Below are 24,982 nucleotides of genomic sequence, written 5' to 3'. Positions count from 1 at the left end.
ACTGATGAATCTGCTCGAACTTAAGACCAAGATAAAATCCCATATCCTCGCTGGATATCCAGGGCTTTACATCCACTCCGGCGAAGAAAGCCGAGTCGATACGCTATTGCAGGAAATAAGTACAGAACTGACACTGTCTCCCAAAGAGTGGAACCTTGGATATGGCTGGGTTGATTTCCATAACAAGCAGCCTCGGAACACGCAGAGTCAGGCCACCGAACTAGCAGAAAGTTTACCTTCGCTGCTCGATGACGATTTGGACGGAAAACTCCTCATCATTAAAGATGCCCGCAGTGCACTGGAAAACCAGCCACTCGCCGTTGCACGGTTAAAGCAATTGCTCAACCGCATTCAGCGCCACCACCGGAGCAAAACGGCTGTAGTACTTGTTTCAGAAACTTTGCACATCCCAGTACAAATCGAGTCGCAAATCACCTTGCTCCCCCTGTCACTGCCCCAGGGTGAGGAAATTAACCAGCAGCTCAGCAGTTTTTGCCAGATGCTTGATCTGTTTGTCCCGGAAAATATGCATCAGCGTCTGCATACTGCGTGTTGCGGACTGAACCAGGAAGAGATCCGATCAGTATTAGCACTAGTTCGTCAACAGCATGAACAAATTAATGACGAGGCGTTGGCTCTTATCCAGCATGGGAAAGAGCAGATTATCGCAAAAAGTGGCGTGCTTGAGATGCTGCACGTAATCGAAAATGCAACTGACATCGGCGGTCTTGAGAACCTTAAAACCTGGCTCACTCGCCGCGCCCAGATTTTCCGCCGCCTGAGTGAAGCTCGCGATTCACGCGTACAGGCGCCTAAAGGTGTACTTATCGCCGGTATGCCCGGTTGTGGGAAGTCTCTTGCAGCCAAAGCAGCGTCCGGTTTATTCCAGTTGCCACTCCTACGTCTTGATATCGGCTCATTATTGGGTAAGTACGTCGGAGAAAGTGAACATAATATGCGTCGGGCGCTAACAATGGCAGAATCAATTAGCCCCTGTATTTTGTGGATCGACGAACTGGAAAAAGCCTTTGTCGGCATGAACAGTGGCAGTGGTTCGGAGGTTTCCTCACGACTTTTCGGCTATTTTTTGACCTGGATGCAAGAAAAAACCGGTGCGGTATTTGTCATTGCCACTGCTAACAATATTACCGTGCTCCCTCCAGAGTTGCTGCGTAAAGGACGGTTCGATGAGGTGTTTTACGTCGGATTCCCCAACGGCGTAGAGCGAGCAGCTATTCTGGACATCCATCTGAAAGGTGAGTCGCTTGAACTGACCCAGAATGAACGCAATAAGCTGGTAACACAGTGCCGTGATTATGCAGGTGCAGATATTCAGAATGCTATCAACGAAGCTCGAGAAATAGCATTCCTTGAAAACCGCCAGTTGGAGCTGAAAGATCTGGAAGCTGCTATCCAGCTTACAGTTCCGTTACGTGAGACCCTGCGTGAACAGGTTGCCCAATACGAAGAGTTGTTTGAGAAACTCAAGCTCAAACCAGCTTCCACCAGCGATGGTCTTAGCGTAGCGCAGATGATTCAGATGGCGGATAGTGCAAACTCGTTGCGCCGCGCAGAGGTCGCTAATAGCGAAGATTGTCCGGATGATTTACTGGAAAAACTGGCGGCAGATGCAGACCTGAACGTACGCAAAGCAGTATATCGTAACCCGAACTGTCCTGAGCAGGTACTCACCCAACGTATTAACATTGTTAATGACCAGCCTGAGTTTGACATCGATCTTTTACATCTGGCCTGTATACATGCAAATGCACCGCATGATCTGATGGCAACACAATTCGAACGGCTTCAGCTCACTATTCAACATCGACTCCAGCTCGCCAGCAACAGCACAGATAGTACATTGCTTCAACATTTAATGCGTGATCCAGAATTAGACGTTTGCGAGATGCTGATTACCAATAAAAATCTCAGTAAATTAATGCAATTACAACTTGCGAAGGATTCCAGGGTCTCTATTCGCCGACGTTTGGCGCGCAATAGCAATCTTCACCCTGAGGCGCAGGAAATACTGGCAAGGGACCGCGATTTTACCGTGCGTGAAGATCTAGCAGATCTTGATGGGCTTAGCGAAAAGGTACAGCAGATCCTGACGCTGGACAGCGATCAGGACGTGCGTGAAACACTGGCTAAACGCCGCCGTGAAGGATTACTCGCGGAAGCTGTACAACTAGAGTTAGCAAAAGATGAATGTACGGAAGTTAGGGAGTCATTAGCGTCTAACCCCAACCTGACTGCAACCGCACAGATACGGCTGACTCAGGATACGCGTGTCTCGGTTCGTCGCAAACTTGCCGAACACCCTAATCTGTCCAATCCCGCATTAAACTCTTTGCTCAAGGACACAGATGAAGTTCTTAGAGAACTCGCCGGTAGCAAACACTTTGATAGCGCCCTGTTGCAAAACAATTTGAGCCAGCATCCGTCAGAAAAAATTCGTATTGCCCTTGCCAGCAATTACGCTCTTCACCCTGAGGTTCAGGAACAACTGACCAAAGACAGCTGCACAGAAGTACGTGAGGCATTAGCTGGCAATGCTAACATTGCGGACGACACGATCTGTACCTTAATGGATGATAGCGATGATGATGTTCGTGCACGCCTGGTACACTGGCGCAATTCGCTGCCAGAGAAAGCTATACATCATCTCGCTATGGATCAAAACCATCAGGTTCGAAAATCGTTGGCTTACACTGAAAATCTACCGAGTGAAGTACAGCAGCGACTAGCCAATGATATCTACGATGTTCAAAAAGAGCTGGCAAGTAACGCCACTATAAGTGCATTAACTCAACAGCAATTACTGGATAACGGTAACCAGGAAGTGCATTACGCGTTAGCAGGTAATCGCAACCTGACGGGTCCAATCATGGCGCAGCTCGCTGAAATGCATGATAGCGAAATCCGTGTTCAACTGGCCAGGAACAATGCCCTTACCGCTCCAATCATTGGTAAATTAATAAAGGATGAAGAGGAAGTACAACTGGCGCTTGCACTAAATCAGCATCTCAATGAAGAGTACTATACGCAGCTTTACGACTCGGGCTCAGCTGCGATACGCGAGAATCTAGCGGGCAACCCACAAATCGGCGAACCGTTAATGGAACGCATCTATAAAACAGAATTGGCGGTAAACAATCTGGCCACGGCGATGGAAAGCGTACAGTCGATTTTAGCCAGCATGAGGGCAAACTCAGGTTTACCATCAACGAAGAGTGTGACAAAAATCGCGCTAGCGCTGGCTGGTAATTCCGCGCTATCGGAAGCCCTACAGAATAAAATCCTGAATCTGGAGAACTGCAGCGTAGAGATACTCGAAGCGTTAGCCAGTAACCCGGCGTTGAGTAGGGATGGGCAAGAAGAGTTGGTTACGCACAAAGAGGCCAATGTGCGTCAGAAACTGGCGGCCAACCAAAATACGAATACTAAGATTCTCCACGAGCTGCTCCTTGATGATGAAGACAAGGTTCGCATCGCCCTGTTACGTGATTGGTGGACAGATCGCGAGATCGAATGGCAACTGGCGAACGATAAATCGGTCAAAGTACGCTGCGCAGTTGCGGCCTCACAAAGCCCAGGAAAAGCAGTTCAGGTGAAATTGGCAAACGATAGAGACCAAAGAGTACGTGCCCACCTGATACCAGAGGAGGAAAACTATCTCTTTACACTGAATCCTCTAACACAAACCCTTCTTGCCAGAGATAGCGATCTGTCAATTCGCCAGAAAATGGCCTCTTATCCTAAACTGCATCCGTCGGCACAACTCATACTGGTAGAAGATGATGCCATCTGTGTTAGGGAAGCACTGGCTAGAGGTTCGGAAGGACTCTTCAATTCGCCACTGAGTGAAGAAGTGCAGCATCGGTTGATAAAAGATAACGATCTCAGAATAAGGCTCGCATTGGCGAAAAATAAAAGGTTAACGCCAGAGGTCCAGATATTGTTAGCAAAGGATATAGATAACAGCGTTAAAAGAAAGTTGATTGAAGAATCAGATCGCATGAATCCGCTCTCTCTTCTGGTGCAAGAGCAACTGGCAAATGATCCTGATGTCACGATTCGAAGCGATTTGGCTCGGTGCCTGTTTAGTGGGCTCCTTGCTCCACGAAGCAGCCAGAAAATCCGACTGAGACTTGCTAACGATCCAAATGAAGCGGTTCGCGATATTATCATTAAGATGGGGTTATTTGAATTAACCTATTCAAGTGAACAATATAACGATGCCGTTCTGGACGGTTTGTTGGTAAGGGCAACCCACGAGCAAATGGAATTGATCAATCGCATCAGGGAAAAAAATCGACTTGCGGTTCAGTAAACAACACCGCTAAGCAGGTATGCCACGACTTTCCACAGTGGCATACCGTTTTCATTTGACTAGCCGAAAGCTACGGCCGACTTTCACATCCGATGGTGTAAATCTGGCCACTGCTAAATATTAATCGTCATTACCAGATCTCTGCCGATTCCGTTTCCATCACTCCCATGCGCGCTCAGATTTCGCGGCGTCAAACTGCGGCGGCGGTTTACGAAAGCGTCCGGTCAGGTACGCGAGATACACCAGCCCAACGCCGGCCCATACCAGTCCCAGCGTCAGCGATGTCACTTCCAGATTCACCCATAGTACGGCTACCGTGGCGGCACCGATCATTGGCAATACCAGATAGTGCAACTTTTCCTGCCAGGTATGCTTACGTCCTTCACGACGCCAGAAGTGGTTAAACACGGACAGATTAACGAAGGTAAAGGCCACCAACGCGCCAAAGTTAATCAGCGCCGTAGCAGTCACCAGATCAAAAAACAGGGCCGACAGCGCCACAATCCCGACCATGATGACGTTCAACGCGGGAGTACGCCATTTGGGATGGACATAACCAAAGTACTTCTCCGGGAAGACGTTATCGCGGCCCATCACATACAGCAGGCGAGAAACGCTGGCATGCGACGCCAGACCTGACGCCAGCGTATTCACAAAGGTGGTGCACAGAAAAATAGACTGGAACAACTTGCCGCCGACGTACAGCGCAATCTCCGGCAGCGCCGCATCCGGGTCTTTGAATCGGCTAATGTCCGGGAAGAACAGTTGCATAAAGAACGAAGCGGCAATGAAGATCAGTCCACCGTACAGCGCGGTAAGAAAAATGGCTTTTGGAATGGTGCGCGCAGCATCTGGCGTCTCTTCAGAGAGAGTCGTTACCGCGTCAAACCCGAGAAACGAGAAGCAGACAATGGTCGCCCCGGTGATAATCGGAATCAAATGCGCATTCTGACTAATAAACGGTTGCAACGACCAGACGGTCCCGACCCCTTCGCCTTTGTGCAGCCCCTGCACCACGAGGAAAATAAACACCACGATGATCGCCACCTGCACCAGGACAAACAGGGCATTGAAGTTCGCCACCAGGTTAACGCTTTTCAAATTGGCCGCGGTAAGGATCGCCACGAACAGCACCACCCAAATCCATGGCGCAACCCCCGGGAATAACGCGGAAAGGTAAATTTTCGCCAATAGTACGTTAATCATCGGCAGGAAAAGGTAGTCAAGCAGTGACGACCAGCCGACCATAAACCCCACATGCGGATTAATCGCTTTTTGCGCATAGGTATAGGCCGAACCGGCCTGCGGAAACTGGCGCACCAGCTTTCCGTAACTGATGGCGGTAAACAGTACGCCCGCCAGGGCCAGCAGGTAGGAGGCTGGAACATGGCCATTGCTGATACCCGAAACAATGCCAAAGGTGTCAAACACCGTCATCGGCGTGAGATAGGCCAGCCCCATCACCACTACCTGCCACAGCTTGAGAGATTTACGCAGCTGTGCTTTGCCCGGCTGGGCTGCAAGATCCACAGAAGAATTAGTCGACATAGCTTTCCTCCCCGCGACGAGCCCAGATCTGCGTTCGAAATGTGGGAACAGCAGACCTGGGTCGTATCGGGGTAGAAAGCCATAAGAAAGGCGTCAATGTTGCACGGCACAGATGCGGTCCGTACTTACTGCGGGAGCCATGGATGCTCACGCGGGGCTGGTTTTTAAACATTGGCATCATCACATTTCCTCGTCACAAACTCTGTCGGTTATCTGAAGACCCGTTGTCGCCCGCGCTCCATTACGCGACATCCGGGAAATGGCAGGTATTCCTGCAATTTTGACGGGCTGGCTCCGCTCAGCCCGCATGATGCGACTTCTTTTTAAATGACCTGTACGACTGTCAGGCGTTTTTCAACATCCACTCAATTTCAGTGTCGGTGATAAGACGTTCAAACTGGATTAATTCATCGTTTTTACAGGCGTGATACACGTGGCTAAAACGCTCACCCAATAATTCACGCAGACTGTCGTTTTGCATAAACTCCCACAGCGCATCGCTCTGGCGGATAGGAAACGGCAAACCTTCCTGCTCCAGTCCGTTGCCTTCCACCTCTTCCTGCAACGGTAGCTCGTTATCCAGACCGTGAAGGATCCCCGCCAGGATGGTCGACATCACCAGATATGGGTTGGCATCCGCCCCCGCCACGCGATATTCAACCCGATGGTTATCACGATCGCCGCAGGGAATACGCAGCGCCACCGTACGGTTGTTATGCCCCCAGGAAGCCTGAGTCGGCACATACATACCCGGCTGGAAGCGGCGATAAGAGTTCACATTCGGCGCCAGCAGCGCCATTGACGCGGGCATCAGATCAATCATCCCGGCAAGCGCGCGCTTAAGTAACATGGAATCATCGCCATTCGCATCGGCCAGCACGTTCTCGCCTTTATTATTCATAATGCTGATGTGGATATGCATCCCGCTCCCTGCGTGTTCCTCATAAGGCTTTGCCATAAACGTGGCATGCATCTTATGTTTCTCCGCCACCAGCCGTACCAGACGTTTCAACGCCAGCGCGTCGTCGCAGGCGTCGAGCACGTTATCGGTATGGTAGAGGTTGATTTCAAACTGCCCAGGGGAGGCTTCAGCCACTGCGCCGTCAGCCGGGATCAGCTGTAAACGGGCCAGTTCATCGATATCGTTTAACACATCAGCAAAATGGTTCAGGTTATCAACCGAGTAAACCTGACTTTGGGTATTGCGATCGTCCGTACCCGGCGCGCACGGCGGCTGCAGATAACCTTCGGGATCGCGCTTACGATCGAGTAAATAGAACTCCAGCTCTACCGCTACGACGGGGAACAGACCGCGCTGGCGAAGTTTCTGCCAGAGTCGGTTCAGTACGTTCCGCGGCTCAACGTCAAAGGGAGCGCCATCTTCATCCAGCATCGTCAGCATCATCTGTGCAATAAATTCAGGATCGGCGGCCGAAGGGGTTAACGTGCCTGCCACCGGTACACAAGTCCGATCCGGTTCGCCAAGCTCCTGGCCTAATCCCGCCTCTTCAACCACATTGCCAAGAATATCCATCGCGAAAACGGATGCCGGGAAATAGCAGCCTTTCTCTAACTTATGCAATCCAGCAACCGGAAGGCGCTTACCGCGAAAACAGCCATTAAGGTCGGTTAACAGCACATCCACATACTGCGTATTAGGATAGCGTTCCAGATACTGTTTAACTTCGCGCGCAAACGCGCTACTTCGTCTCTCTTCAGAATGCTGAACAAAATTCTCAACTTCTACGATATTGGTTTCCATGATTCACCGCCGTTGGCCTGGTAAGCTGCTCTGTGATTTGACTGTTAAATATAATGTCCACCATTCGACTCTGGATGCAAACAAATTGTTTGTCAAATGTTAAATTAAGTTTGCTAGAAGGTTATTCCGCTGCTAGATTGAGAAAATAATGAACGGAATTGCACAACAAGGAACCGTTTGGCAATAATTTATTCCAAAACGTGAGGTCGATCATGGGCAATATATTTGACAAGCCAGTTATTGGTGTAGTGATGTGTAGGAACAGGCTTAAGGGTCATGAGACCCAGACTCTGCAAGAAAAGTACCTGAATGCGGTATTAAATGCCGGTGGATTACCGATAGCGCTGCCCCATGCGCTCGCGGAACCCGAATTGCTGAACGCGCTGTTACCGAAACTGGATGGTATCTTCCTGCCAGGAAGCCCAAGCAATGTGCAGCCGCACCTCTATGGTGAAAATGGCGATGAGTCTGACGCCGATCCCGGGCGTGATCTTCTGAGCATGGCGCTAATTACCGCCGGGCTCGAAAGGCGCATTCCCATTTTCGCCATCTGCCGGGGCTTACAGGAATTAGTTGTCGCCACTGGCGGGACTCTGTATCGTCGCCTGTGCGATCACTCACAGTTCCTGGAACATCGTGAAGATGCGGAACTCCCGGTGGAGCAGCAATATGCGCCATCTCATGAAGTCCAGGTTCAACAGGGAGGATTGCTATCTCAGTTAATACCAGGTTGCAGCACGTTTTGGGTTAACTCCTTGCATGGTCAGGGAGCAAAAACCCTTGGCCCGCAGCTGCGCGTGGAAGCACGCTCGCAGGATGGATTAGTGGAAGCTGCCAGCGTCCATGACCACCCTTTCGCGCTCGGCGTGCAGTGGCACCCGGAATGGAACAGTAGCGAATACGCCCTGTCGCGTTTGTTACTTGAAGGTTTTATCACCGCTTGTCAGAACCACCTCGCTGAAAAACAGCGACTCTGACCACTACAGTTAAGGAAATGCAATTATGAGCGATGACGGCCTGGCGCCGGGTAAACGTTTGTCAGAGATCCGCCAGCAATTGGGTCTTTCGCAGCGTCGTGCCGCCGAACTGTCTGGGTTAACGCATAGCGCCATCAGCACCATAGAGCAGGATAAAGTCAGTCCTGCCATCAGTACGCTGCAAAAGCTATTGAAAGTATATGGGCTGTCGCTCTCCGAGTTCTTCGCGGAACCGGAAAAGCCTGACGAACCGCAGGTGGTTATCAATCAGGATGATTTGATTGAGATCGGGAGTCAGGGAGTATCCATGAAGCTGGTACACAACGGAAATCCGAATCGTACGCTGGCAATGATGTTTGAAACCTATCAGCCAGGCACGACAACCGGGGAGAGAATTAAACATCAGGGTGAAGAGATTGGCACAATACTGGAAGGTGAAGTGATACTGACCATCAACGGTCAAACGTATCCTCTTGTTGCAGGGCAAAGCTATGCCATTAACACCGGCATACCACACAGCTTCAGCAACACTTCGGCGGGGATCTGCCGCATCATCAGTGCCCACACTCCCACCACGTTCTAATCAGTAGCGGCCTGAGTTTCTCAGGCCTTCTTAAATAACGCGCATTAACAGGGTACATCCCTGGGGCATCGTGCAGCCTGATTTTGCCTGAAAAAGATCAGCAACGAACTTTATCTTATTGATATAAAAGGAGTAGCTATGAACTTTCAGAATCTTAAATATTGGCGTGAGAAAGCCAGCCATTATTCACCGGAAACCCGTTTATTTATTAACGGCGAATATTGTGCCGCCGCCGATAACGAAACCTTTATTACCCAGGATCCGGCAGGACAACGCCCGCTCGCCAAAGTCGCCCGCGGCAAAAAAGCGGATGTTGACCGCGCGGTCACCGCAGCCCGCACCGTGTTTGAACGCGGGGACTGGTCGCAGGCATCACCCGCAGAGCGCAAAGCGGTGCTGCACAAACTCGCCGATTTAATGGAGCAGCATCACGAGGAGCTGGCGCTACTGGAAACGCTCGATACCGGTAAACCGATTCGCCATAGCCTGCGTGATGATATTCCCGGCGCGGCACGCGCCATCCGTTGGTACGCCGAGGCGATAGATAAAGTCTATGGTGAAGTTGCCACTACCTCGGTGAACGATTTAGCGCTGATTGTCCGCGAACCGGTGGGCGTGATTGCGGCCATCGTGCCGTGGAATTTTCCCCTGCTGCTGGCATGCTGGAAGCTCGGCCCGGCTCTGGCTGCGGGTAACAGCGTGATCCTCAAGCCTTCCGAAAAATCACCGCTGACCGCGATTCGCCTGGCCGCACTGGCTAAAAAAGCAGGTTTGCCCGATGGCGTGCTCAGTGTTGTGAGCGGGTACGGTCACGAGGCGGGCCAGGCACTGTCGCTGCATCCGGATGTTGATGTGATCACCTTTACCGGCTCGACCCGCACCGGCAAGCAACTGCTCAAAGATGCTGGCGACAGCAACATGAAACGCGTCTGGCTGGAGGCCGGCGGTAAAAGTGCCAACATCGTATTTGCCGACTGCCCGGATCTGCCGAAAGCCGCCGCTAATGCAGCGGCAGGTATTTTCTATAACCAGGGCCAGGTTTGTATCGCCGGTACACGTCTGCTGCTGGAAGAAAGTATTGCCGACGAGTTTATCGCGCTTTTAAAAGAGCAGGCGAAAAACTGGCAGCCGGGCAACCCGCTGGATCCGGAAACCACGATGGGCACGCTTATCGACAACACGCATGCCGACACCGTACACAGTTTTATTCGCGACGGTGAAGCGCAAGGCACGCTGGCGCTGGATGGCCGCAGCCACGTACACCCGGCGGCCATCGGCCCGACTATTTTTGTCGACACCGCGCCGCAAGCCCACGTCAGCCGCGATGAGATTTTCGGGCCGGTACTGGTCATCACCCGTTTTAGCAGTGAAGCCGAAGCTCTGGCGCTGGCCAACGACAGCGACTACGGTCTGGGCGCCGCGGTCTGGACCCGCGATTTGTCGCGCGCGCACCGCATGAGTCGCCGCCTGAAGGCCGGTTCGGTCTTCGTGAATAACTACAACGACGGTGATATGACCGTGCCATTCGGCGGCTATAAGCAAAGTGGTAACGGACGCGATAAATCCCTGCATGCGCTGGAAAAATTTAGCGAATTAAAAACCATCTGGATCTCCCTGGAGTCTTAATCATGACTGAACATACCAGCAGTTATTACGCCGCAAGCGCCAATCAATACGAACCGTTCCCGACCCTTAGCGAATCGGTAAGCTGTGATATTTGCGTCGTGGGCGGTGGTTATACCGGACTCTCCTCCGCCCTGCATTTATCAGAAATGGGTTACGACGTGGTGCTACTGGAATCCGCACGAATTGGCTTCGGAGCCAGCGGGCGCAACGGTGGTCAGTTGGTGAACTCCTACAGTCGCGATATCGACGTCATTGAACGCACCTACGGCCCGGACGCCGCTAAAATGCTTGGCAGTATGATGTTTGAAGGCGGCAATATCATTCGCGAACGTATCAAACGTTATCAGATCGACTGCGACTATCGTCCTGGCGGGCTGTTTGTGGCCCTGAACCACAAACAGATGGAAACGCTGGAGGAGCAGAAATCGAACTGGGAACGCTACGGCAATACGCAGCTTGAACTGTTGGATAGCAGCGAAATTCGCCGCGAAGTCAGCAGCGATCGTTATGTCGGCGCGCTGCTGGACCACAGCGGCGGCCATATTCATCCGCTGAACCTGGCGATTGGCGAAGCTAACGCCATTCGTCTGAACGGTGGGCGCGTCTTTGAACAGTCGCCAGTCACCCGTATTCAGCACACCAGCCCAGCGGTGGTCAGCACTGAAAAAGGTCAGGTGACGGCCCGCTTTGTGATCGTCGCGGGCAACGCCTACCTCGGCGACAAACTGGAACCTGCGCTGGCAAAAAGCAGCATGCCGTGCGGCACGCAGGTATTAACCACCGAACCGCTGTCTGCGGAGATGGCGCGTTCGCTGATCCCGAAAAACTACTGTGTGGAAGATTGTAACTACCTGCTGGATTACTACCGTCTGACCGGCGATAACCGCCTGCTGTACGGCGGTGGCGTAGTCTACGGCGCTCGCGATCCGGATGATATTGAGCGTCTGGTGATGCCGAAACTGCTGAAGACCTTCCCGCAATTGCAGGGGGTAAAAATTGATTACCGCTGGACCGGTAATTTCCTGTTAACGCTGTCTCGCATGCCGCAGTTCGGCCGTCTTGATACCAACATTTACTATATGCAGGGCTACAGCGGCCACGGCGTGACCTGTACTCACCTGGCAGGGCGCCTGATTTCCGAACTGCTGCGCGGAGATGCCGAGCGCTTTGACGCGTTTGCCAAACTGCCGCACTACCCGTTCCCGGGAGGCCGAAGCCTGCGCATTCCGTTTACCGCCATGGGGGCGGCATATTACAGCCTACGCGATCGCCTTGGGGTTTAAGTTCTTCCGCGATAAACCCGACGCACAGGGCGGTCCCCCCTGTGCGTTTTTTTATTGCCGAAAAGCGAAAAACAGATAACAGGCACGAAAATATCGCAATAGGACATAACCACACACTTTGCATTGTTTCTCCCCGCTAATCGGATAGGCTTTTTTAGATTATCGCTGGCGGCGTGCGCCAGAACTAAACGGGGGAAGAAACGCGTGTTATGAATACGAATAACGAGGAGACCTTTTATCAGGCGATGCGCCGCAAGGGCGTGAGCAGACGCAGTTTTCTTAAATATTGTAGCCTCGCGGCAACATCGCTAGGGTTGGGGGCCGGAATGACGCCCAGAATCGCCTGGGCGCTGGAAAACAAACCCCGGATCCCGGTCGTCTGGATCCACGGTCTGGAATGCACCTGCTGTACCGAATCATTTATCCGCTCCTCTCACCCACTCGCCAAAGACGTCATCCTCTCTCTGATTTCCCTTGATTACGACGACACTCTGATGGCCGCCGCCGGAACACAGGCCGAAGAGGTCTTTGAAGACATTCTAAGCCGCTACCACGGCCGATACATTCTGGCCGTCGAAGGTAATCCTCCGCTGGGAGAACAAGGGATGTTCTGCATTAGCGGCGGGCGACCGTTTATTGAAAAGCTTAAAAGAGCCGCCGCCGGTGCCAGCGCGATTATCGCCTGGGGCACCTGCGCATCCTGGGGCTGCGTGCAGGCTGCCCGGCCTAACCCAACTCAGGCAACACCGATCGATAAAGTGATTACCGATAAGCCGATCGTGAAAGTGCCCGGTTGCCCGCCGATTCCAGACGTCATGAGCGCCATCATTACCTACATGGTGACCTTTGGAAGACTGCCGGAACTCGATCGTCTGGGGCGTCCGCTGATGTTTTATGGTCAGCGTATTCATGACAAATGCTACCGCCGCGCCCACTTTGACGCCGGGGAGTTCGTTGAAAGTTGGGACGATGACGCTGCCCGCAAAGGCTATTGCCTGTACAAAATGGGCTGCAAGGGGCCAACCACCTATAACGCCTGTTCCACCACCCGCTGGAATGGTGGCGTTTCCTTCCCCATCCAGTCCGGCCACGGTTGTCTGGGATGTTCGGAGAACGGCTTCTGGGATCGCGGTTCGTTCTACAGCCGCGTGGTCGATATTCCACAGATGGGAACGCATTCTACCGCTGACACCGTGGGCCTCACCGCGCTCGGCGTAGTGGCGGCTGGCGTCGGCGTCCACGCAGTCGCCAGCGCCGTCAATCAACATAACCGCCACAAACAGCAGTTAACAGAAGCCGAACAACCGCAGCCGGACAAAGAGGATAACCAGGCATGAGCAACTCGTATCAAACCCAGGGATATACGTTAAACAATGCGGGTCGCCGCCTGGTTGTGGACCCCATAACCCGCATTGAAGGCCATATGCGTTGTGAAGTGAACATTGATGAACAGAACATCATCACCAACGCGGTTTCCTGCGGCACCATGTTCCGCGGACTGGAGATCATTCTGCAGGGGCGCGACCCGCGCGATGCCTGGGCATTTGTCGAACGTATTTGCGGAGTATGCACCGGCGTACATGCCCTGGCATCGGTGTATGCCATTGAAGATGCCATTGGCATCAAGGTGCCCGACAACGCCAACATCATTCGCAATATTATGCTGGCGACGCTGTGGTGCCACGACCATCTGGTGCACTTTTACCAGTTAGCCGGAATGGATTGGATTGACGTGCTGAATGCCCTGAAAGCAGACCCGCGCGCCACATCACAGCTGGCGCAAAGCCTTTCTGCCTGGCCGAAGTCCTCCCCTGGCTACTTTTTTGACGTCCAAAATCGCCTGAAGAAATTTGTCGACGGCGGTCAACTGGGGATTTTCCGCAACGGTTATTGGGGTCATCCGCAGTACAAACTGTCGCCTGAGGCTAACCTGATGGGCTTTGCCCATTATCTGGAAGCACTCGATTTTCAGCGCGAGATCATCAAAATCCATACGGTGTTTGGCGGTAAGAACCCGCATCCTAACTGGATTGTCGGCGGTATGCCGTGCGCGATTAATATCGATCAGCGCGGCGCGGTTGGCGCAGTCGATATGGAACGCCTGAACCTGGTGCAGTCGATCATCACCCGCACCGCTGATTTCATCAACAACGTCATGGTGCCTGACGCGCTGGCTATCGGCCAGTTCAATAAGTCCTGGAGCCAGATTGGTACCGGGCTTTCTGATAAGTGCGTCCTGAGCTACGGCGCGTTCCCGGATATCGCCAATGACTTCAGCGCGAAGAGCCTGTTGATGCCAGGCGGTGCGGTGATTAACGGTGATTTTAAAAACGTGCTGCCAGTGGATCTGGCCGATCCGCAACAAATTCAGGAGTTTGTCGATCATGCCTGGTACCGTTATCCGGACGATCAATTAGGTCGTCACCCGTTCGAAGGGATTACTGAACCCTGGTATAACCCGGGCGATGTCAAAGGCAGCGATATTGATATCAAACAGCTCAACGAACAGGAACGCTATTCGTGGATTAAAGCCCCGCGCTGGCGCGGACACGCCATGGAAGTTGGACCACTGGCGCGCACGCTGATTGCCTATCACAAAGGGGATGCCGCCACGATTGAATCCGTCGATCGCATGATGTCTGCCCTCAAGCTGCCGCTTTCGGGTATGCAGTCGACGCTGGGGCGTATTCTGTGCCGCGCGCACGAAGCCCAGTGGGCCGTGAGCAAACTGCAATATTTCTTCGACAAGCTAATGACAAACCTGAAAAACGGCAATCTGGCGACCGCAAACACCGAAAAATGGGAGCCTGAAAGCTGGCCGCAGCAGTGCCGCGGGATCGGTTTTACCGAAGCACCGCGCGGCGCGTTAGGTCACTGGGCATCAATTCGCGACGGGAAAATCGATCTCTACCAGTGCGTGGTGCCAACCACCTGGAATGCCAGCCCGCGCGATCCGAAGGGACAAATTGGCGCTTACGAGGCGGCGCTGATGGGCACCCAAATGGCGATACCGGATCAACCGCTGGAGATCCTGCGCACCTTGCACAGCTTCGACCCCTGCCTGGCATGTTCAACCCACGTACTCGGCGACGACGGCAGCGAACTTATCGCCGTCCAGGTTCGCTAAGCGTTAAGGAACGGAACGATGACTGGAAAAACATCCCCACGCGTCGGGGAGGCGCGTGATACCGCTATCAGCCACTATGTATTTGAAGCGCCTGTGCGCTTGTGGCACTGGCTGACAGTGGGCTGCATGTTGGTGTTGATGGTGACCGGATACTTCATTGGCCGACCGCTGCCGTCGGTCAGCGGTGAGGCCACTTATCTGTTCTATATGGGTGACATCCGATTGGTGCATTTCTCCGCCGCCATGGTATTCACGGTGATACTGCTGATGCGCATTTACTGGGCCTTCGTCGGTAACCGCTATTCACGTGAACTTTTTATCGTGCCGATCTGGCGGCGCAGCTGGTGGCGAGGCGCGTTTTCGGTGGTGCGCTGGTATCTGTTTCTGGAAAAAAAACCGGGAGATGATATCGGTCATAACCCCATCGCGCAGGCGGCGATGTTCGGCTATTTCCTGCTCTCCGTTTTTATGATCCTCACCGGCTTCGCCTTATACAGCGAGCACAGCCAGTACGCCATTTTTACCCCCTTTCGTTATGTGACGGAGTTTTTCTACTGGACCGGCGGGAACTCTCTCGACATCCATAGCTGGCATCGGTTGGGGATGTGGTTCATCGCCGCCTTCATCGTAGGCCATGTGTATATGGCGATTCGTGAGGACATCATGTCTGACGATACCGTCATCTCCACCATGGTCAATGGCTACCGTAGCCACAAATTTACCCGACGTCAGCACGACAAGGAGGCGTCATGAGCGAACCACACGTCATCGTGATGGGTCTAGGCAACCTGCTGTGGGCAGACGAAGGCTTTGGCATTCGCGTCGCCGAACGCCTGTACGCCCATTATCACTGGCCGGAATACGTTGAGATCGTCGACGGCGGCACGCAGGGGCTGAATCTGCTGGGTTACGTTGAACAGGCCAGTCATCTGCTGCTGCTGGACGCCATCGACTACGGTCTCGCGCCGGGCACCCTGCAAACCTACGCCGGTGAAAAAGTCCCCAGTTACCTCAGCGCCAAAAAAATGAGTCTGCACCAGAACAGCTTCTCCGAAGTACTGGCGCTGGCGGATATTCGCGGCCATCTGCCCGCACACATCGCTCTGGTGGGACTACAGCCGGTACAGCTGGATGACTATGGCGGCAGCCTGACCGACATCGCGCGCGCTCAGCTTCCGGCGGCGGAGCAGGCCGCACTTACGCAACTGGCTGCATGGGGGATTGTGCCACAGACCAACGATGAAACGCGTTGCCTGAACTATGAATGCCTGTCGATGGAAAACTATGAAGGTGTACGTATTCGCCAGTATCGCGTAACGCTGGAGAGATAAGCAACGTGTTGAATAACAACCCTTTTCCTGCTCTATGGCAACGTATGCTGGCACGAGGCTGGCAGCCGCTAACCGCACCCGAACTGGATGACTGGGTAACCCAGGTTCGCGACGGTGTGGTGTTACTCAGTAGCGATCCCCGCCGGACACCGGAAGTCAGCGATAACCCGGTGATGATTGCCGAGTTGCTCCGCGAGTTTCCCCAGTTTGACTGGCACATCGCCATGGCGGATCTCGAGCATAGCGAGGCGATTGGCGATCGTTTTAGCGTATTCCGCTTCCCGGCCACACTGGTGTTTATCCACGGCGAACTGAGCGGCATTCTCAGCGGCATCCACCCGTGGGCCGATCTGCTCAACCTGATGCGCCCCTTAGTTGAACCACGCACGCCGCCGGAGTCTGAACGATGAGCGACACTTTTTTTCATCTGCTGGGGCCGGGAACGCAGCCGGACGATGACAGCTTCAGCATGAATCCCTTACCCCTCACCTGCCAGGTCAACAGCGACCCCAGCATGGCATCACTGGAAAACTGCCCGCACAGTCCGGCGGTGATGGCATTGTTAGCCGATGTGCGCCACCAGCTCAGGAGGCGCATTCCCGCCAAACAGGACGTGCTGGGATGGGATTTATCCGCGCTCAACGCAGACGATCTCACGTTTTTGAATACGCTGCTCGGCGAAGGCGAAGTTTCAGTGCGCATCCAGCATGCTGACGGCAGAGCATGCGAGATCCAGGAGTCGATTTTCTGCGGTATCTGGCGGGTGCGTTGTCAGAATGACAACGGGCAGTGGGAGGAGCATCTGGAAGCAGGCAGCGCGCCGCGGGCACTGTGGCTGGCGGCAACGTTCAATACACTGCCGGACGACAGCCTGTTGCCCCCGCCGGTGGACGGGCTAATGAATGGCCTGACACTGGCTCAGGAACTGCTGGCGCACGTGCGCGATCCGGCCTTGCAACCCCATAGCATTAACCTCACACAACTGCCAATTAGCGATGCGGATCGCCTGTTTCTTGCTCGGTTATGTGGCGAAGGACACATCCAGATCCGCACTATCGGCTACGGCGAGAGCCAAATCGACGCCACGGCGCTGCGCCATGTCTGGCATGTGCGCTGTCTGGATACCCTGAAAGGGCTTCTGCTCGAAAGTTATGAGATCTGTCCATTACCGGAACTGGTGCAGGCTGCGCCGGAAGATCTTCGCGACTCGCTCCAGCGTCTGGATGAAGTCTGCGGCTGGCTGACATCTGGTCCACCGGCCTGACCCTCTCTCCCGGCCCGCATGCTTTTATGCTGCGGGTCTGGCGTTTTCTACCTTATCTATTCACTCTCTAATGCCTGATGGAGTTCGCATGTGGGACGTCATTGACTTATCGCGTTGGCAGTTTGCGCTGACCGCGCTGTACCATTTTCTGTTTGTTCCCCTGACGCTGGGGCTAATTTTTATGCTGGCCATCATGGAAACCATTTATGTGGTGACCGGCAAAACAGTCTACCGCGACATGACGCGTTTCTGGGGCAAGTTATTCGGGATTAACTTTGCGCTCGGCGTGGCAACCGGCCTGACCATGGAGTTTCAGTTCGGTACTAACTGGTCGCTCTATTCTAACTATGTGGGCGATATTTTTGGCGCGCCTCTGGCAATGGAAGCCCTGCTGGCCTTCTTCCTCGAATCCACGTTCGTTGGTCTGTTCTTCTTCGGCTGGCAACGCTTAACCAAATACCAACACCTGATGGTCACCTGGCTGGTCGCGTTTGGTTCCAATATCTCGGCCCTGTGGATCCTCAACGCCAACGGCTGGATGCAATATCCAACCGGCGCTCACTTTAATATTGATACCCTACGTATGGAGATGAGCAGCTTTAGCGAGCTGGTCTTTAACCCCATCAGCCAGGTGAAATTTGTGCATACCGTGATGTCCGGTTATGTCACCGGCGCCATGTTTGTGATGTCCATCAGCGCCTGGTATTTACTGCGCGGTCGCAATCGCGAGTTCGCCCGGCGTTCCTTCGCGGTGGGTTCCGTTTTTGGCACGCTGGCTATCCTCGGCACTCTACAACTGGGTGATAGCTCAGCCTATGAGGTTGCCCAACGCCAGCCGGTAAAACTGGCGGCAATGGAAGGCGAATGGCAAACCGAACCGGCACCCGCGCCCTTTCATGTCATCGCCTGGCCGCAGCAGGAGCAAGAACGTAACGCCTTTGCTGTGAAGATACCGGCTCTGCTGGGCATCCTGGCCACGCACTCTTTAGACACGCCGGTTCCGGGGCTGAAAAATCTGATGGAGGATGCTCTCCCCCGCCTGCAACGAGGTCGGGAAGCGTGGCTGCTGATGCAGGAAATCGCCAAAGGTAACCGCACGCCTCAGGTACTGAACGCTTTTCACGCTGTGGAGAAAGATCTGGGTTACGGCATCCTGCTGGCGAACTACGCGCCTGATATGAACCATGTCACTCCGGAGCAATATCAGGCCGCACAACGCGGTGCGATCCCGCAAGTAGCACCGGTATTCTGGAGTTTTCGCATCATGATTGCATGCGGTTCACTTCTGCTGCTGGTGATGGCGATTGCCCTGATACAGACCTTACGCTGGCGTATCGACCAGCATCGCTGGGTACTGCACATGACGCTGTGGAGCCTGCCGCTACCGTGGATTGCCATTGAAGCCGGCTGGTTTATGACGGAGTTTGGCCGCCAGCCGTGGGCGATTCAGGATATTTTGCCGACCTGGTACGCCCACTCCGCGTTAAGCGCAGGCCAACTGGCCTTCTCCATGGGGCTAATTCTCACGCTTTACACCTTGTTTTTAATTGCCGAAGTCTACCTGATGCAGAAATACGCGCGCCTTGGCCCGGATGCAATGCATAACCAACAACCAGCGCAACAACAGGGATAAAGGAGATAATCATGTTGGATTATGAAACGTTACGGCTCATCTGGTGGCTGCTGATTGGCATCATCCTGGTGGCATTTATGGTCACCGACGGGTTTGATATGGGGGTTGGCTGCCTGTTGCCGCTGATCGCGCGTAACGATGATGAGCGTCGGGTACTAATCAATAGCGTCGGAGCGCACTGGGAAGGTAACCAGGTGTGGCTCATTCTGGCGGGCGGTGCATTATTCGCGGCCTGGCCGCGGGTCTATGCCGCGGCATTTTCAGGGTTTTATGTGGCGATGATTCTGGTGTTGTGCGCCCTTTTCTTTCGCCCGTTGGCCTTTGATTATCGTGGAAAAATAGCCAATGCACGCTGGCGCGCCATGTGGGATACCGGGTTGGTGATTGGCAGTCTGGTCCCTCCAGTTATCTTCGGCGTTGCATTCGGTAACTTGTTTTTGGGCGTGCCTTTTATCTTCACACCACAGCTTCATGTGCAATACCTGGGCACCTTCTGGCAGTTACTCTCACCCTTTGCCCTGCTGTGCGGCGCATTAAGCCTGATGCTGGTTATTCTGCAAGGAGGCGTGTGGCTCCAGTTGAAGACCGACGGCATTCTTCACCAACGTGCGCTGTCTGCTACCCGCCGCAGCGCGATGCTGGTCGTGCTCTGCTTTCTGTTAGCCGGTTACTGGCTATGGACGGGGATCGATGGCTATGTGTTGCTAAGCCAGGATCCTAATGGTCCTTCCAACCCGCTATTAAAAGCAGTAACTACCTCGCCGGGCGCGTGGATGGCGCACTTTTATCAGTCGCCACTGCTGTTAATTATTCCGCTGCTTGGCATGATTTTCCCGATGCTCGCGATCTATGCCTGCGGACAACGTCGGGCCATATGGGGATTTTTGTTTGCTTCACTGGGCCAGGCCTGCGTGATCTTCACAGCTGGAATCACCCTGTTTCCGTTTGTGATGCCTTCAAGCGCGTATCCGCTCTCCAGCCTGACGGTGTGGGACAGCACCTCCAGCCAGATGACACTCAGTATCATGCTGGTTATTGTGCTGATTTTTCTACCGATCGTTCTGCTTTATACCGTGTGGAGTTATTACAAAATGCTCGGGCGCATCAATGTAGAAACGATCCGCCGCCACAACCACGAACTTTATTAAGGAGGACTGTACGATGTGGTATCTGTTTTGGTTTGTCGGCATTCTGCTGATGTGCGGACTCTCCACGCTGGCGCTGGTCTGGCTTGAGTCGCGGCAGAGATAATTCTACACGGGCGCTACGCTTTCTGGCTCCCCGGTTTATTCGGGGAGCTTTTTTATCCCCTTTCCATCAGCTCGCCAAGACGCCTAATCTGCCGTCCCTGATTATCGAAATTACGCTCATCGAGCCACATATCGTAGGCCGGTCGAAGTGACGGATACTCACCGTCAATGATTGAGTACCATGCGGTATCTCGATTACGCCCCCGCGTGACGACAGCCTGACGAAATATGCCTTCAAAACTGAAGCCAAATCGCTCCGCCGCCCCACGGGAAGGAGCATTGAGAGCATCGCATTTCCATTCAAAACGGCGATAGCCCAGATCCTCAAAAACGTACTTTAAAAGCAATGAGATGACTTCTGTTGAGATTCGCGAACGTTTCATGCGTACGGAGTAGGAAACATGGCCAACCTCGATCACGCCATTTGAGGTATCAATCCGCATCAGTGCAAACGTACCAACAGGTTTCATACTGGTTAAATCGATCACAGCAAAATGCATCGGATCGGTCTGTTCTTCCATCTTTTTTACATAATCCAGGAAGGTATCGAAGGTCTCAAAAGGCCCGACCGCCAGATATGTCCAGTCACGACAATCGCTTGCTTCGCAGTACGCTTCATACAACTCTTTTGCATGGCGTTCGGCGTTAATACGTTCAAGCTTACAATAGCGACCTGTAATTTGCTGAGCCTGTGGAAAGGGTGCGCCTTTCCAGTCAGACAAAGTCATACCAACGGGTTGATGAAATTGATTAAAGATGCCCGACATATCCATACCTCTTACAAAACAGGGCTAAACCAGCGCAGAGTATGATCAAACTGGGCAGTCCAAAAGAACCACAATGCGTGTTTTTAACAGATCCACACTATTTATCTGTACAAAAAACAGGCGCAATATTTTTACACGTAGCAAAAGAAACGTATTTACTGCATTAATGCTTAGAGCTGAATAAATTATAAGTTAAATAACCTGAGCCAGACGGCGAATCCCATCAACAATTGCCTCTACCGGATGATTTGCAAAACCAATCAAAATTCCCTGTCGTGAAACATCGCTCTGGTAATAACGACTTAGTGATAGTATTCCCATCCCTAGTAATCTGGCTTTCTCTTCAACTTCACTTCCAGTCATCCCATTTTGCAACCAACATACGATATGAACGCCTGAGTCTGAAGGTTGAATAATCATTTTATCAGCAAGATAGTATTGAATAGCATTGACCAACGCAGTTCTTCTTTCATAGCATGCTTTGCGAATTCGACGCACATGACTGGCATAGTGCCCCTCCTCAATAAAATTTGCCATCACTGCTTGTTCAAGATAACTGGTACCGAGATCGGAATAATATTTGGTCACCATAATCTGTTCTTGTAAACCCGGCGGAACAACTAAAAAACCTAAACGGAATTCCGGGTACATCATTTTAGAAAATGTTCCGGCATAGATTACGCGTTGATTCTGATCTAATCCTTGCAGAGCTTGTAAAGAACGGTCGGCATAACGGAACTCACTATTATAATCATCTTCAAATATCCATGCCTGATTCGACTTCGCCCATTCCAGCAACTCAAAACGCCGGGATAAACTCAACGTTCCACTTAATGGATATTGATCCGACGGGACGACATAGGCCAGCCTGGCGTCAGGAAAATGATCAATACCATAGCGGACGTTCATTCCTTCGCTATCTACCGGTACCGGCCTCACCATAGCACCAACAGACATGAAGGTTCCGCGGGCGCCTTTGTAACCCGGGTCGTCCAGCCAAACGTCATTTCCTGCCGACAGCAATGCTCGTGCAGTAATGTTCAATGCCTGCTGAATACCATTTACGATGATTATTTGATCTTCGTTACAGTTCACTCCACGCGTTGTTTTAATGTAGCGGCAAACCGCTTTTCTCAAAGGAAGGTACCCGCAAGGATGAGTGTGAGCTCCCAGTTGATGCCGGGATTGTCTCCAGACACGTTGCAGTAGCTTTCCCCATAACGCATGCGGGAAGAGATCCGTACACCCGACACCAACCGCAAATAGACGGTTCATGCCGCGCCCTTCATACTCATTTGACCATAAATCGCGAACAGGATTATTTCGGCTGTGAACCTGCTCATCAGGCGATACGACGTCCCCCAACGCCATCTCTGGAAAGCTATTGCTGATACTCCGATCCGGAATATTATGTGAGACATATGTTCCAGACCCTTTACGAGTCAGGATATACCCTTCATCTAATAGCCGGTCATAACCAGCGATCGCTGAGTTTCGTGAAATTGACATCATTTCGGACAACGCCCTGGTTGACGGCATTTTTGTTCCTGGCGGCAATCGCCCTTCGAGGATGTGATCGCGGAGGATGTGGTAAACCTGCTCCTTAACCGCACCTTTTCCTAAAACAAATCCTTGAAATAAAGGCGCATTGTTTTTCTTCATTGTATTAACCTTTATACTAAAGTGGATCCTATCAATATATCGAAAGTGTCTCTTTACGAGAGTTTATAAAATTCTTAGTATCATCATACTAACACATTACTCGTATAAAATATCAGGATATATATGACTAACATGAATGCTGTTACTATTGAAAGTGCAGAACAAAAAGACTACGCCAGCTGGCTTCCTTTATGGATAAACTATCAAACATTTTACCGCACTATAATTTCAGATGAAGTAACAAAATTAACGTGGGAGCGTTTCTTTACCCCGAGCGAACCTGTTTATTGTGCTGTTGCAAAATATGATGGGAAAATAGTGGGACTGGTTCATTATCTCTTTCACCGCTCAACCTGGGCAGAATCAAACTATTGCTATCTCGAAGATTTATTTGTTAGCGAAGATGTACGCGGCCAACACATCGGTAAACAACTTATCGAATATGTCCAACAACAAGCCAAAAAACATCACGCGTCAAGATTATACTGGCATACGCATGAAACCAACCTCCGTGGGCAACGTCTGTATGACTGGGTGGCCAAAAAGAGCGGAATGATCGAATATCGCATGTAAGTGTAATAATACTCAGGATAGTATTGAATAATTAAACACTAAAAATAAGCCTCTGAGTATATCTACTCAGAGGATGTATCGGTGACAAATCCCCCCAACCTGAATAAGATAAGGAAAAAAACCAGCGATAAGCAAATTCTTAAGAATTAAAAAGGTAAAGAGCCAGCATGGCAACGATAAAAGATGTTGCAGAGTCAGCGGGAGTGTCCACCGCAACAGTTTCACGTGTTATTAATCAAACCGCATGGGTTGAACCCGTGACGCGTGAACGTGTTGAAAAAGCCATGCGCGAACTGAACTATCATCGCAATGCTGCCGCTATTGCATTAGCGAAACGCAGCGGTGACATGCTCGGGTTATTGACCGGCAATCTTGCCGATCCCTTTTTTGCCAGGCTTGCACGAGGCGTGGAAGAAGTATCACGCCAGCAGCAATTTCGGCTGATGGTATGCAGCGGCGGTCACGATGAAGGAATGGAGAAATCAGGACTCGATTTCCTGATAAACCAGGGCTGCGAAGCTATTGTGGTCCATGCCAGTAGACTGTCTGAAAAGGAACTGTTGCGATATGCCGCTCATTTTCCTGCCATGGTGGTCGTAAATCGCTATATTGCCGGGATGGCCAATCGCTGCGTGTGGCTGGAAAATAGTCAAGCAGCTAAAACAGCCACGCTACACCTCCTGGAGCAAGGACACCGTTGTATTGCCTGCGTGACAAGTGACTTACCGATTATCGATCGCCGTGAGCGGCTGGAAGGTTATCGCCAGGCGCTGGCTGAATATGGTATTACGCCAGATAAAAATTGGGTGATTAGCGTGCCCTTTAATGAAGAAGGTGGCGAACGCGCTGCACATCAACTGCTTAATTGCGGCATTCCTTTCACCGCAGCGGTGACGTTTAATGATGTGATGGCCGCCGGGATTATGCGCATCCTCCATCAGCAGGGAATTACACTTCCGCAACAGCTTTCGATCGTTGGATTTGATGATGTGGTGATGGCCCGCTATCTCTACCCTGCACTCACAACAATGCATTATCCCGTTGAGCGCATGGCTCGCTGCGCTTCGCAGCTGGCGATACAGCTTTTTAAGGGCGCAACTCAGCGTCCCAGCGTGAATAGTTTCACTGCAGAGCTGGTGATCCGCGATTCTGTTCTTCCCCCCTCTCTCTGAAATCAATGCGTAAATCGTCAAGACCCTGAGTTGTGATCGACTTCAAATTTAGCGCCCTCATGTAATCGCTTACATGAGGGCCAATGAACGA

At 52.3% G+C, this 24,982-nt stretch carries 20 protein-coding genes; 16 read left to right on the top strand and 4 right to left on the bottom strand.

Annotation, left to right across the window (positions count from 1 at the left end; genetic code table 11):
• Positions 1–4: 4 nt before the first annotated feature.
• On the top strand, positions 5–4,333 hold the full coding sequence (locus SK34_RS12125) for an AAA family ATPase (protein ID WP_048233118.1): 4,329 nt from the start codon (positions 5–7) through the stop codon (positions 4,331–4,333).
• A 159-nt stretch (positions 4,334–4,492) separates the two neighbouring features.
• Here SK34_RS12125 and SK34_RS12120 read toward each other — a convergent pair whose 3' ends face one another.
• Together SK34_RS12120 and SK34_RS12115 are read right to left on the bottom strand one after the other, a co-directional pair.
• Positions 4,493–5,881 (bottom strand): APC family permease, encoded by a 1,389-nt coding sequence (locus tag SK34_RS12120; protein ID WP_048233117.1) that lies wholly within the window; start codon positions 5,879–5,881, stop codon positions 4,493–4,495.
• A 343-nt stretch (positions 5,882–6,224) separates the two neighbouring features.
• Complete coding sequence (locus SK34_RS12115; protein WP_003847712.1) at positions 6,225–7,643, bottom strand: glutamine synthetase family protein; 1,419 nt, start codon at positions 7,641–7,643, stop codon at positions 6,225–6,227.
• Between the two features lie 212 nt (positions 7,644–7,855).
• On the opposite strand from SK34_RS12115, the gene puuD reads away from it, so the two are divergent.
• The 13 genes from puuD (at position 7,856) to cbdX (ending at position 20,718) form a co-directional block, all read left to right on the top strand.
• The gene (gene puuD, locus SK34_RS12110; protein ID WP_003838709.1) at positions 7,856–8,620 is read left to right on the top strand and encodes a gamma-glutamyl-gamma-aminobutyrate hydrolase; all 765 of its coding nucleotides are present in this window, start codon (positions 7,856–7,858) and stop codon (positions 8,618–8,620) included.
• A 25-nt stretch (positions 8,621–8,645) separates the two neighbouring features.
• A complete protein-coding gene (puuR, locus tag SK34_RS12105) occupies positions 8,646–9,203 on the top strand; it encodes an HTH-type transcriptional regulator PuuR (protein ID WP_003830877.1) in 558 nt (185 codons plus the stop codon).
• 138 nt (positions 9,204–9,341) lie between these two features.
• Complete coding sequence (puuC, locus tag SK34_RS12100; RefSeq protein WP_003838712.1) at positions 9,342–10,829, top strand: aldehyde dehydrogenase PuuC; 1,488 nt, start codon at positions 9,342–9,344, stop codon at positions 10,827–10,829.
• Between the two features lie 2 nt (positions 10,830–10,831).
• Positions 10,832–12,112, top strand: coding sequence for an NAD(P)/FAD-dependent oxidoreductase (locus SK34_RS12095; RefSeq protein WP_048233116.1), 1,281 nt, complete (start codon positions 10,832–10,834; stop codon positions 12,110–12,112).
• A gap of 209 nt (positions 12,113–12,321) precedes the next feature.
• Positions 12,322–13,449 (top strand): hydrogenase 1 small subunit, encoded by a 1,128-nt coding sequence (gene hyaA, locus SK34_RS12090; protein WP_071681424.1) that lies wholly within the window; start codon positions 12,322–12,324, stop codon positions 13,447–13,449.
• Complete coding sequence (gene hyaB, locus SK34_RS12085) at positions 13,446–15,239, top strand: Ni/Fe-hydrogenase large subunit (RefSeq protein ID WP_048233115.1); 1,794 nt, start codon at positions 13,446–13,448, stop codon at positions 15,237–15,239. The genes hyaA and hyaB overlap by 4 nt, the downstream gene beginning before the upstream one ends.
• An 18-nt stretch (positions 15,240–15,257) precedes the next feature.
• Positions 15,258–15,992, top strand: a complete 735-nt coding sequence (hyaC, locus tag SK34_RS12080) for a Ni/Fe-hydrogenase b-type cytochrome subunit (protein ID WP_048233114.1) — start codon at positions 15,258–15,260, stop codon at positions 15,990–15,992.
• On the top strand, positions 15,989–16,570 hold the full coding sequence (gene hyaD, locus SK34_RS12075) for a hydrogenase 1 maturation protease (protein WP_032948613.1): 582 nt from the start codon (positions 15,989–15,991) through the stop codon (positions 16,568–16,570). The genes hyaC and hyaD overlap by 4 nt, the downstream gene beginning before the upstream one ends.
• Positions 16,571–16,575: 5 nt before the next feature.
• Positions 16,576–16,980, top strand: coding sequence for a hydrogenase-1 operon protein HyaE (gene hyaE / locus SK34_RS12070; RefSeq protein ID WP_048216796.1), 405 nt, complete (start codon positions 16,576–16,578; stop codon positions 16,978–16,980).
• A complete protein-coding gene (locus SK34_RS12065; protein WP_048233113.1) occupies positions 16,977–17,834 on the top strand; it encodes a hydrogenase expression/formation protein in 858 nt (285 codons plus the stop codon). Before hyaE ends, SK34_RS12065 begins: the two co-directional genes overlap by 4 nt.
• 88 nt (positions 17,835–17,922) lie before the next feature.
• Positions 17,923–19,467 (top strand): cytochrome bd-II oxidase subunit 1, encoded by a 1,545-nt coding sequence (gene appC / locus SK34_RS12060; RefSeq protein ID WP_008321019.1) that lies wholly within the window; start codon positions 17,923–17,925, stop codon positions 19,465–19,467.
• Between the two features lie 11 nt (positions 19,468–19,478).
• Positions 19,479–20,615, top strand: coding sequence for a cytochrome d ubiquinol oxidase subunit II (gene appB, locus SK34_RS12055; protein WP_048233112.1), 1,137 nt, complete (start codon positions 19,479–19,481; stop codon positions 20,613–20,615).
• Between the two features lie 13 nt (positions 20,616–20,628).
• On the top strand, positions 20,629–20,718 hold the full coding sequence (gene cbdX, locus SK34_RS23825) for a cytochrome bd-II oxidase subunit CbdX (RefSeq protein ID WP_003838732.1): 90 nt from the start codon (positions 20,629–20,631) through the stop codon (positions 20,716–20,718).
• Between the two features lie 52 nt (positions 20,719–20,770).
• Here the strand turns inward: cbdX and SK34_RS12050 are convergent, their stop codons facing one another.
• A complete protein-coding gene (locus tag SK34_RS12050; protein WP_048233111.1) occupies positions 20,771–21,484 on the bottom strand; it encodes a GNAT family N-acetyltransferase in 714 nt (237 codons plus the stop codon).
• A gap of 192 nt (positions 21,485–21,676) precedes the next feature.
• Positions 21,677–23,146 (bottom strand): MocR-like pyridoxine biosynthesis transcription factor PdxR, encoded by a 1,470-nt coding sequence (gene pdxR / locus SK34_RS12045; RefSeq protein ID WP_003847730.1) that lies wholly within the window; start codon positions 23,144–23,146, stop codon positions 21,677–21,679.
• A 123-nt stretch (positions 23,147–23,269) separates the two neighbouring features.
• Here pdxR and SK34_RS12040 point away from each other — a divergent pair, with 123 nt between their 5' ends.
• Both SK34_RS12040 and SK34_RS12035 read left to right on the top strand, forming a co-directional pair.
• Positions 23,270–23,719 (top strand): GNAT family N-acetyltransferase, encoded by a 450-nt coding sequence (locus tag SK34_RS12040; protein WP_048233109.1) that lies wholly within the window; start codon positions 23,270–23,272, stop codon positions 23,717–23,719.
• 167 nt (positions 23,720–23,886) lie between these two features.
• A complete protein-coding gene (locus SK34_RS12035) occupies positions 23,887–24,891 on the top strand; it encodes a LacI family DNA-binding transcriptional regulator (protein WP_016149641.1) in 1,005 nt (334 codons plus the stop codon).
• Positions 24,892–24,982: the final 91 nt, after the last annotated feature.

Origin of the sequence: Citrobacter sp. MGH104, from assembly GCF_001034485.1 — a bacterium.
GTDB classification, from domain to species: Bacteria; Pseudomonadota; Gammaproteobacteria; order Enterobacterales; family Enterobacteriaceae; genus Citrobacter; species Citrobacter freundii.
This window is presented reverse-complemented; position numbering and strand designations above follow the sequence as displayed.

What these genes read in the sequence shown, in the direction of transcription:
- appB (WP_048233112.1), top strand. Translation starts at nt 19,479, where the DNA reads ATGTTGGATTATGAAACGTTACGGCTCATCTGGTGGCTGCTGATTGGC.
- hyaB (WP_048233115.1), top strand. Translation starts at nt 13,446, where the DNA reads ATGAGCAACTCGTATCAAACCCAGGGATATACGTTAAACAATGCGGGT.
- SK34_RS12125 (WP_048233118.1), top strand. Translation starts at nt 5, where the DNA reads ATGAATCTGCTCGAACTTAAGACCAAGATAAAATCCCATATCCTCGCT.
- SK34_RS12040 (WP_048233109.1), top strand. Translation starts at nt 23,270, where the DNA reads ATGACTAACATGAATGCTGTTACTATTGAAAGTGCAGAACAAAAAGAC.
- SK34_RS12065 (WP_048233113.1), top strand. Translation starts at nt 16,977, where the DNA reads ATGAGCGACACTTTTTTTCATCTGCTGGGGCCGGGAACGCAGCCGGAC.
- hyaD (WP_032948613.1), top strand. Translation starts at nt 15,989, where the DNA reads ATGAGCGAACCACACGTCATCGTGATGGGTCTAGGCAACCTGCTGTGG.
- puuR (WP_003830877.1), top strand. Translation starts at nt 8,646, where the DNA reads ATGAGCGATGACGGCCTGGCGCCGGGTAAACGTTTGTCAGAGATCCGC.
- SK34_RS12035 (WP_016149641.1), top strand. Translation starts at nt 23,887, where the DNA reads ATGGCAACGATAAAAGATGTTGCAGAGTCAGCGGGAGTGTCCACCGCA.
- cbdX (WP_003838732.1), top strand. Translation starts at nt 20,629, where the DNA reads ATGTGGTATCTGTTTTGGTTTGTCGGCATTCTGCTGATGTGCGGACTC.
- appC (WP_008321019.1), top strand. Translation starts at nt 17,923, where the DNA reads ATGTGGGACGTCATTGACTTATCGCGTTGGCAGTTTGCGCTGACCGCG.
- puuD (WP_003838709.1), top strand. Translation starts at nt 7,856, where the DNA reads ATGGGCAATATATTTGACAAGCCAGTTATTGGTGTAGTGATGTGTAGG.
- pdxR (WP_003847730.1), bottom strand. Translation starts at nt 23,146, where the DNA reads ATGAAGAAAAACAATGCGCCTTTATTTCAAGGATTTGTTTTAGGAAAA.
- hyaC (WP_048233114.1), top strand. Translation starts at nt 15,258, where the DNA reads ATGACTGGAAAAACATCCCCACGCGTCGGGGAGGCGCGTGATACCGCT.
- puuC (WP_003838712.1), top strand. Translation starts at nt 9,342, where the DNA reads ATGAACTTTCAGAATCTTAAATATTGGCGTGAGAAAGCCAGCCATTAT.
- SK34_RS12050 (WP_048233111.1), bottom strand. Translation starts at nt 21,484, where the DNA reads ATGTCGGGCATCTTTAATCAATTTCATCAACCCGTTGGTATGACTTTG.
- SK34_RS12115 (WP_003847712.1), bottom strand. Translation starts at nt 7,643, where the DNA reads ATGGAAACCAATATCGTAGAAGTTGAGAATTTTGTTCAGCATTCTGAA.
- SK34_RS12120 (WP_048233117.1), bottom strand. Translation starts at nt 5,881, where the DNA reads ATGTCGACTAATTCTTCTGTGGATCTTGCAGCCCAGCCGGGCAAAGCA.
- hyaA (WP_071681424.1), top strand. Translation starts at nt 12,322, where the DNA reads ATGAATACGAATAACGAGGAGACCTTTTATCAGGCGATGCGCCGCAAG.
- SK34_RS12095 (WP_048233116.1), top strand. Translation starts at nt 10,832, where the DNA reads ATGACTGAACATACCAGCAGTTATTACGCCGCAAGCGCCAATCAATAC.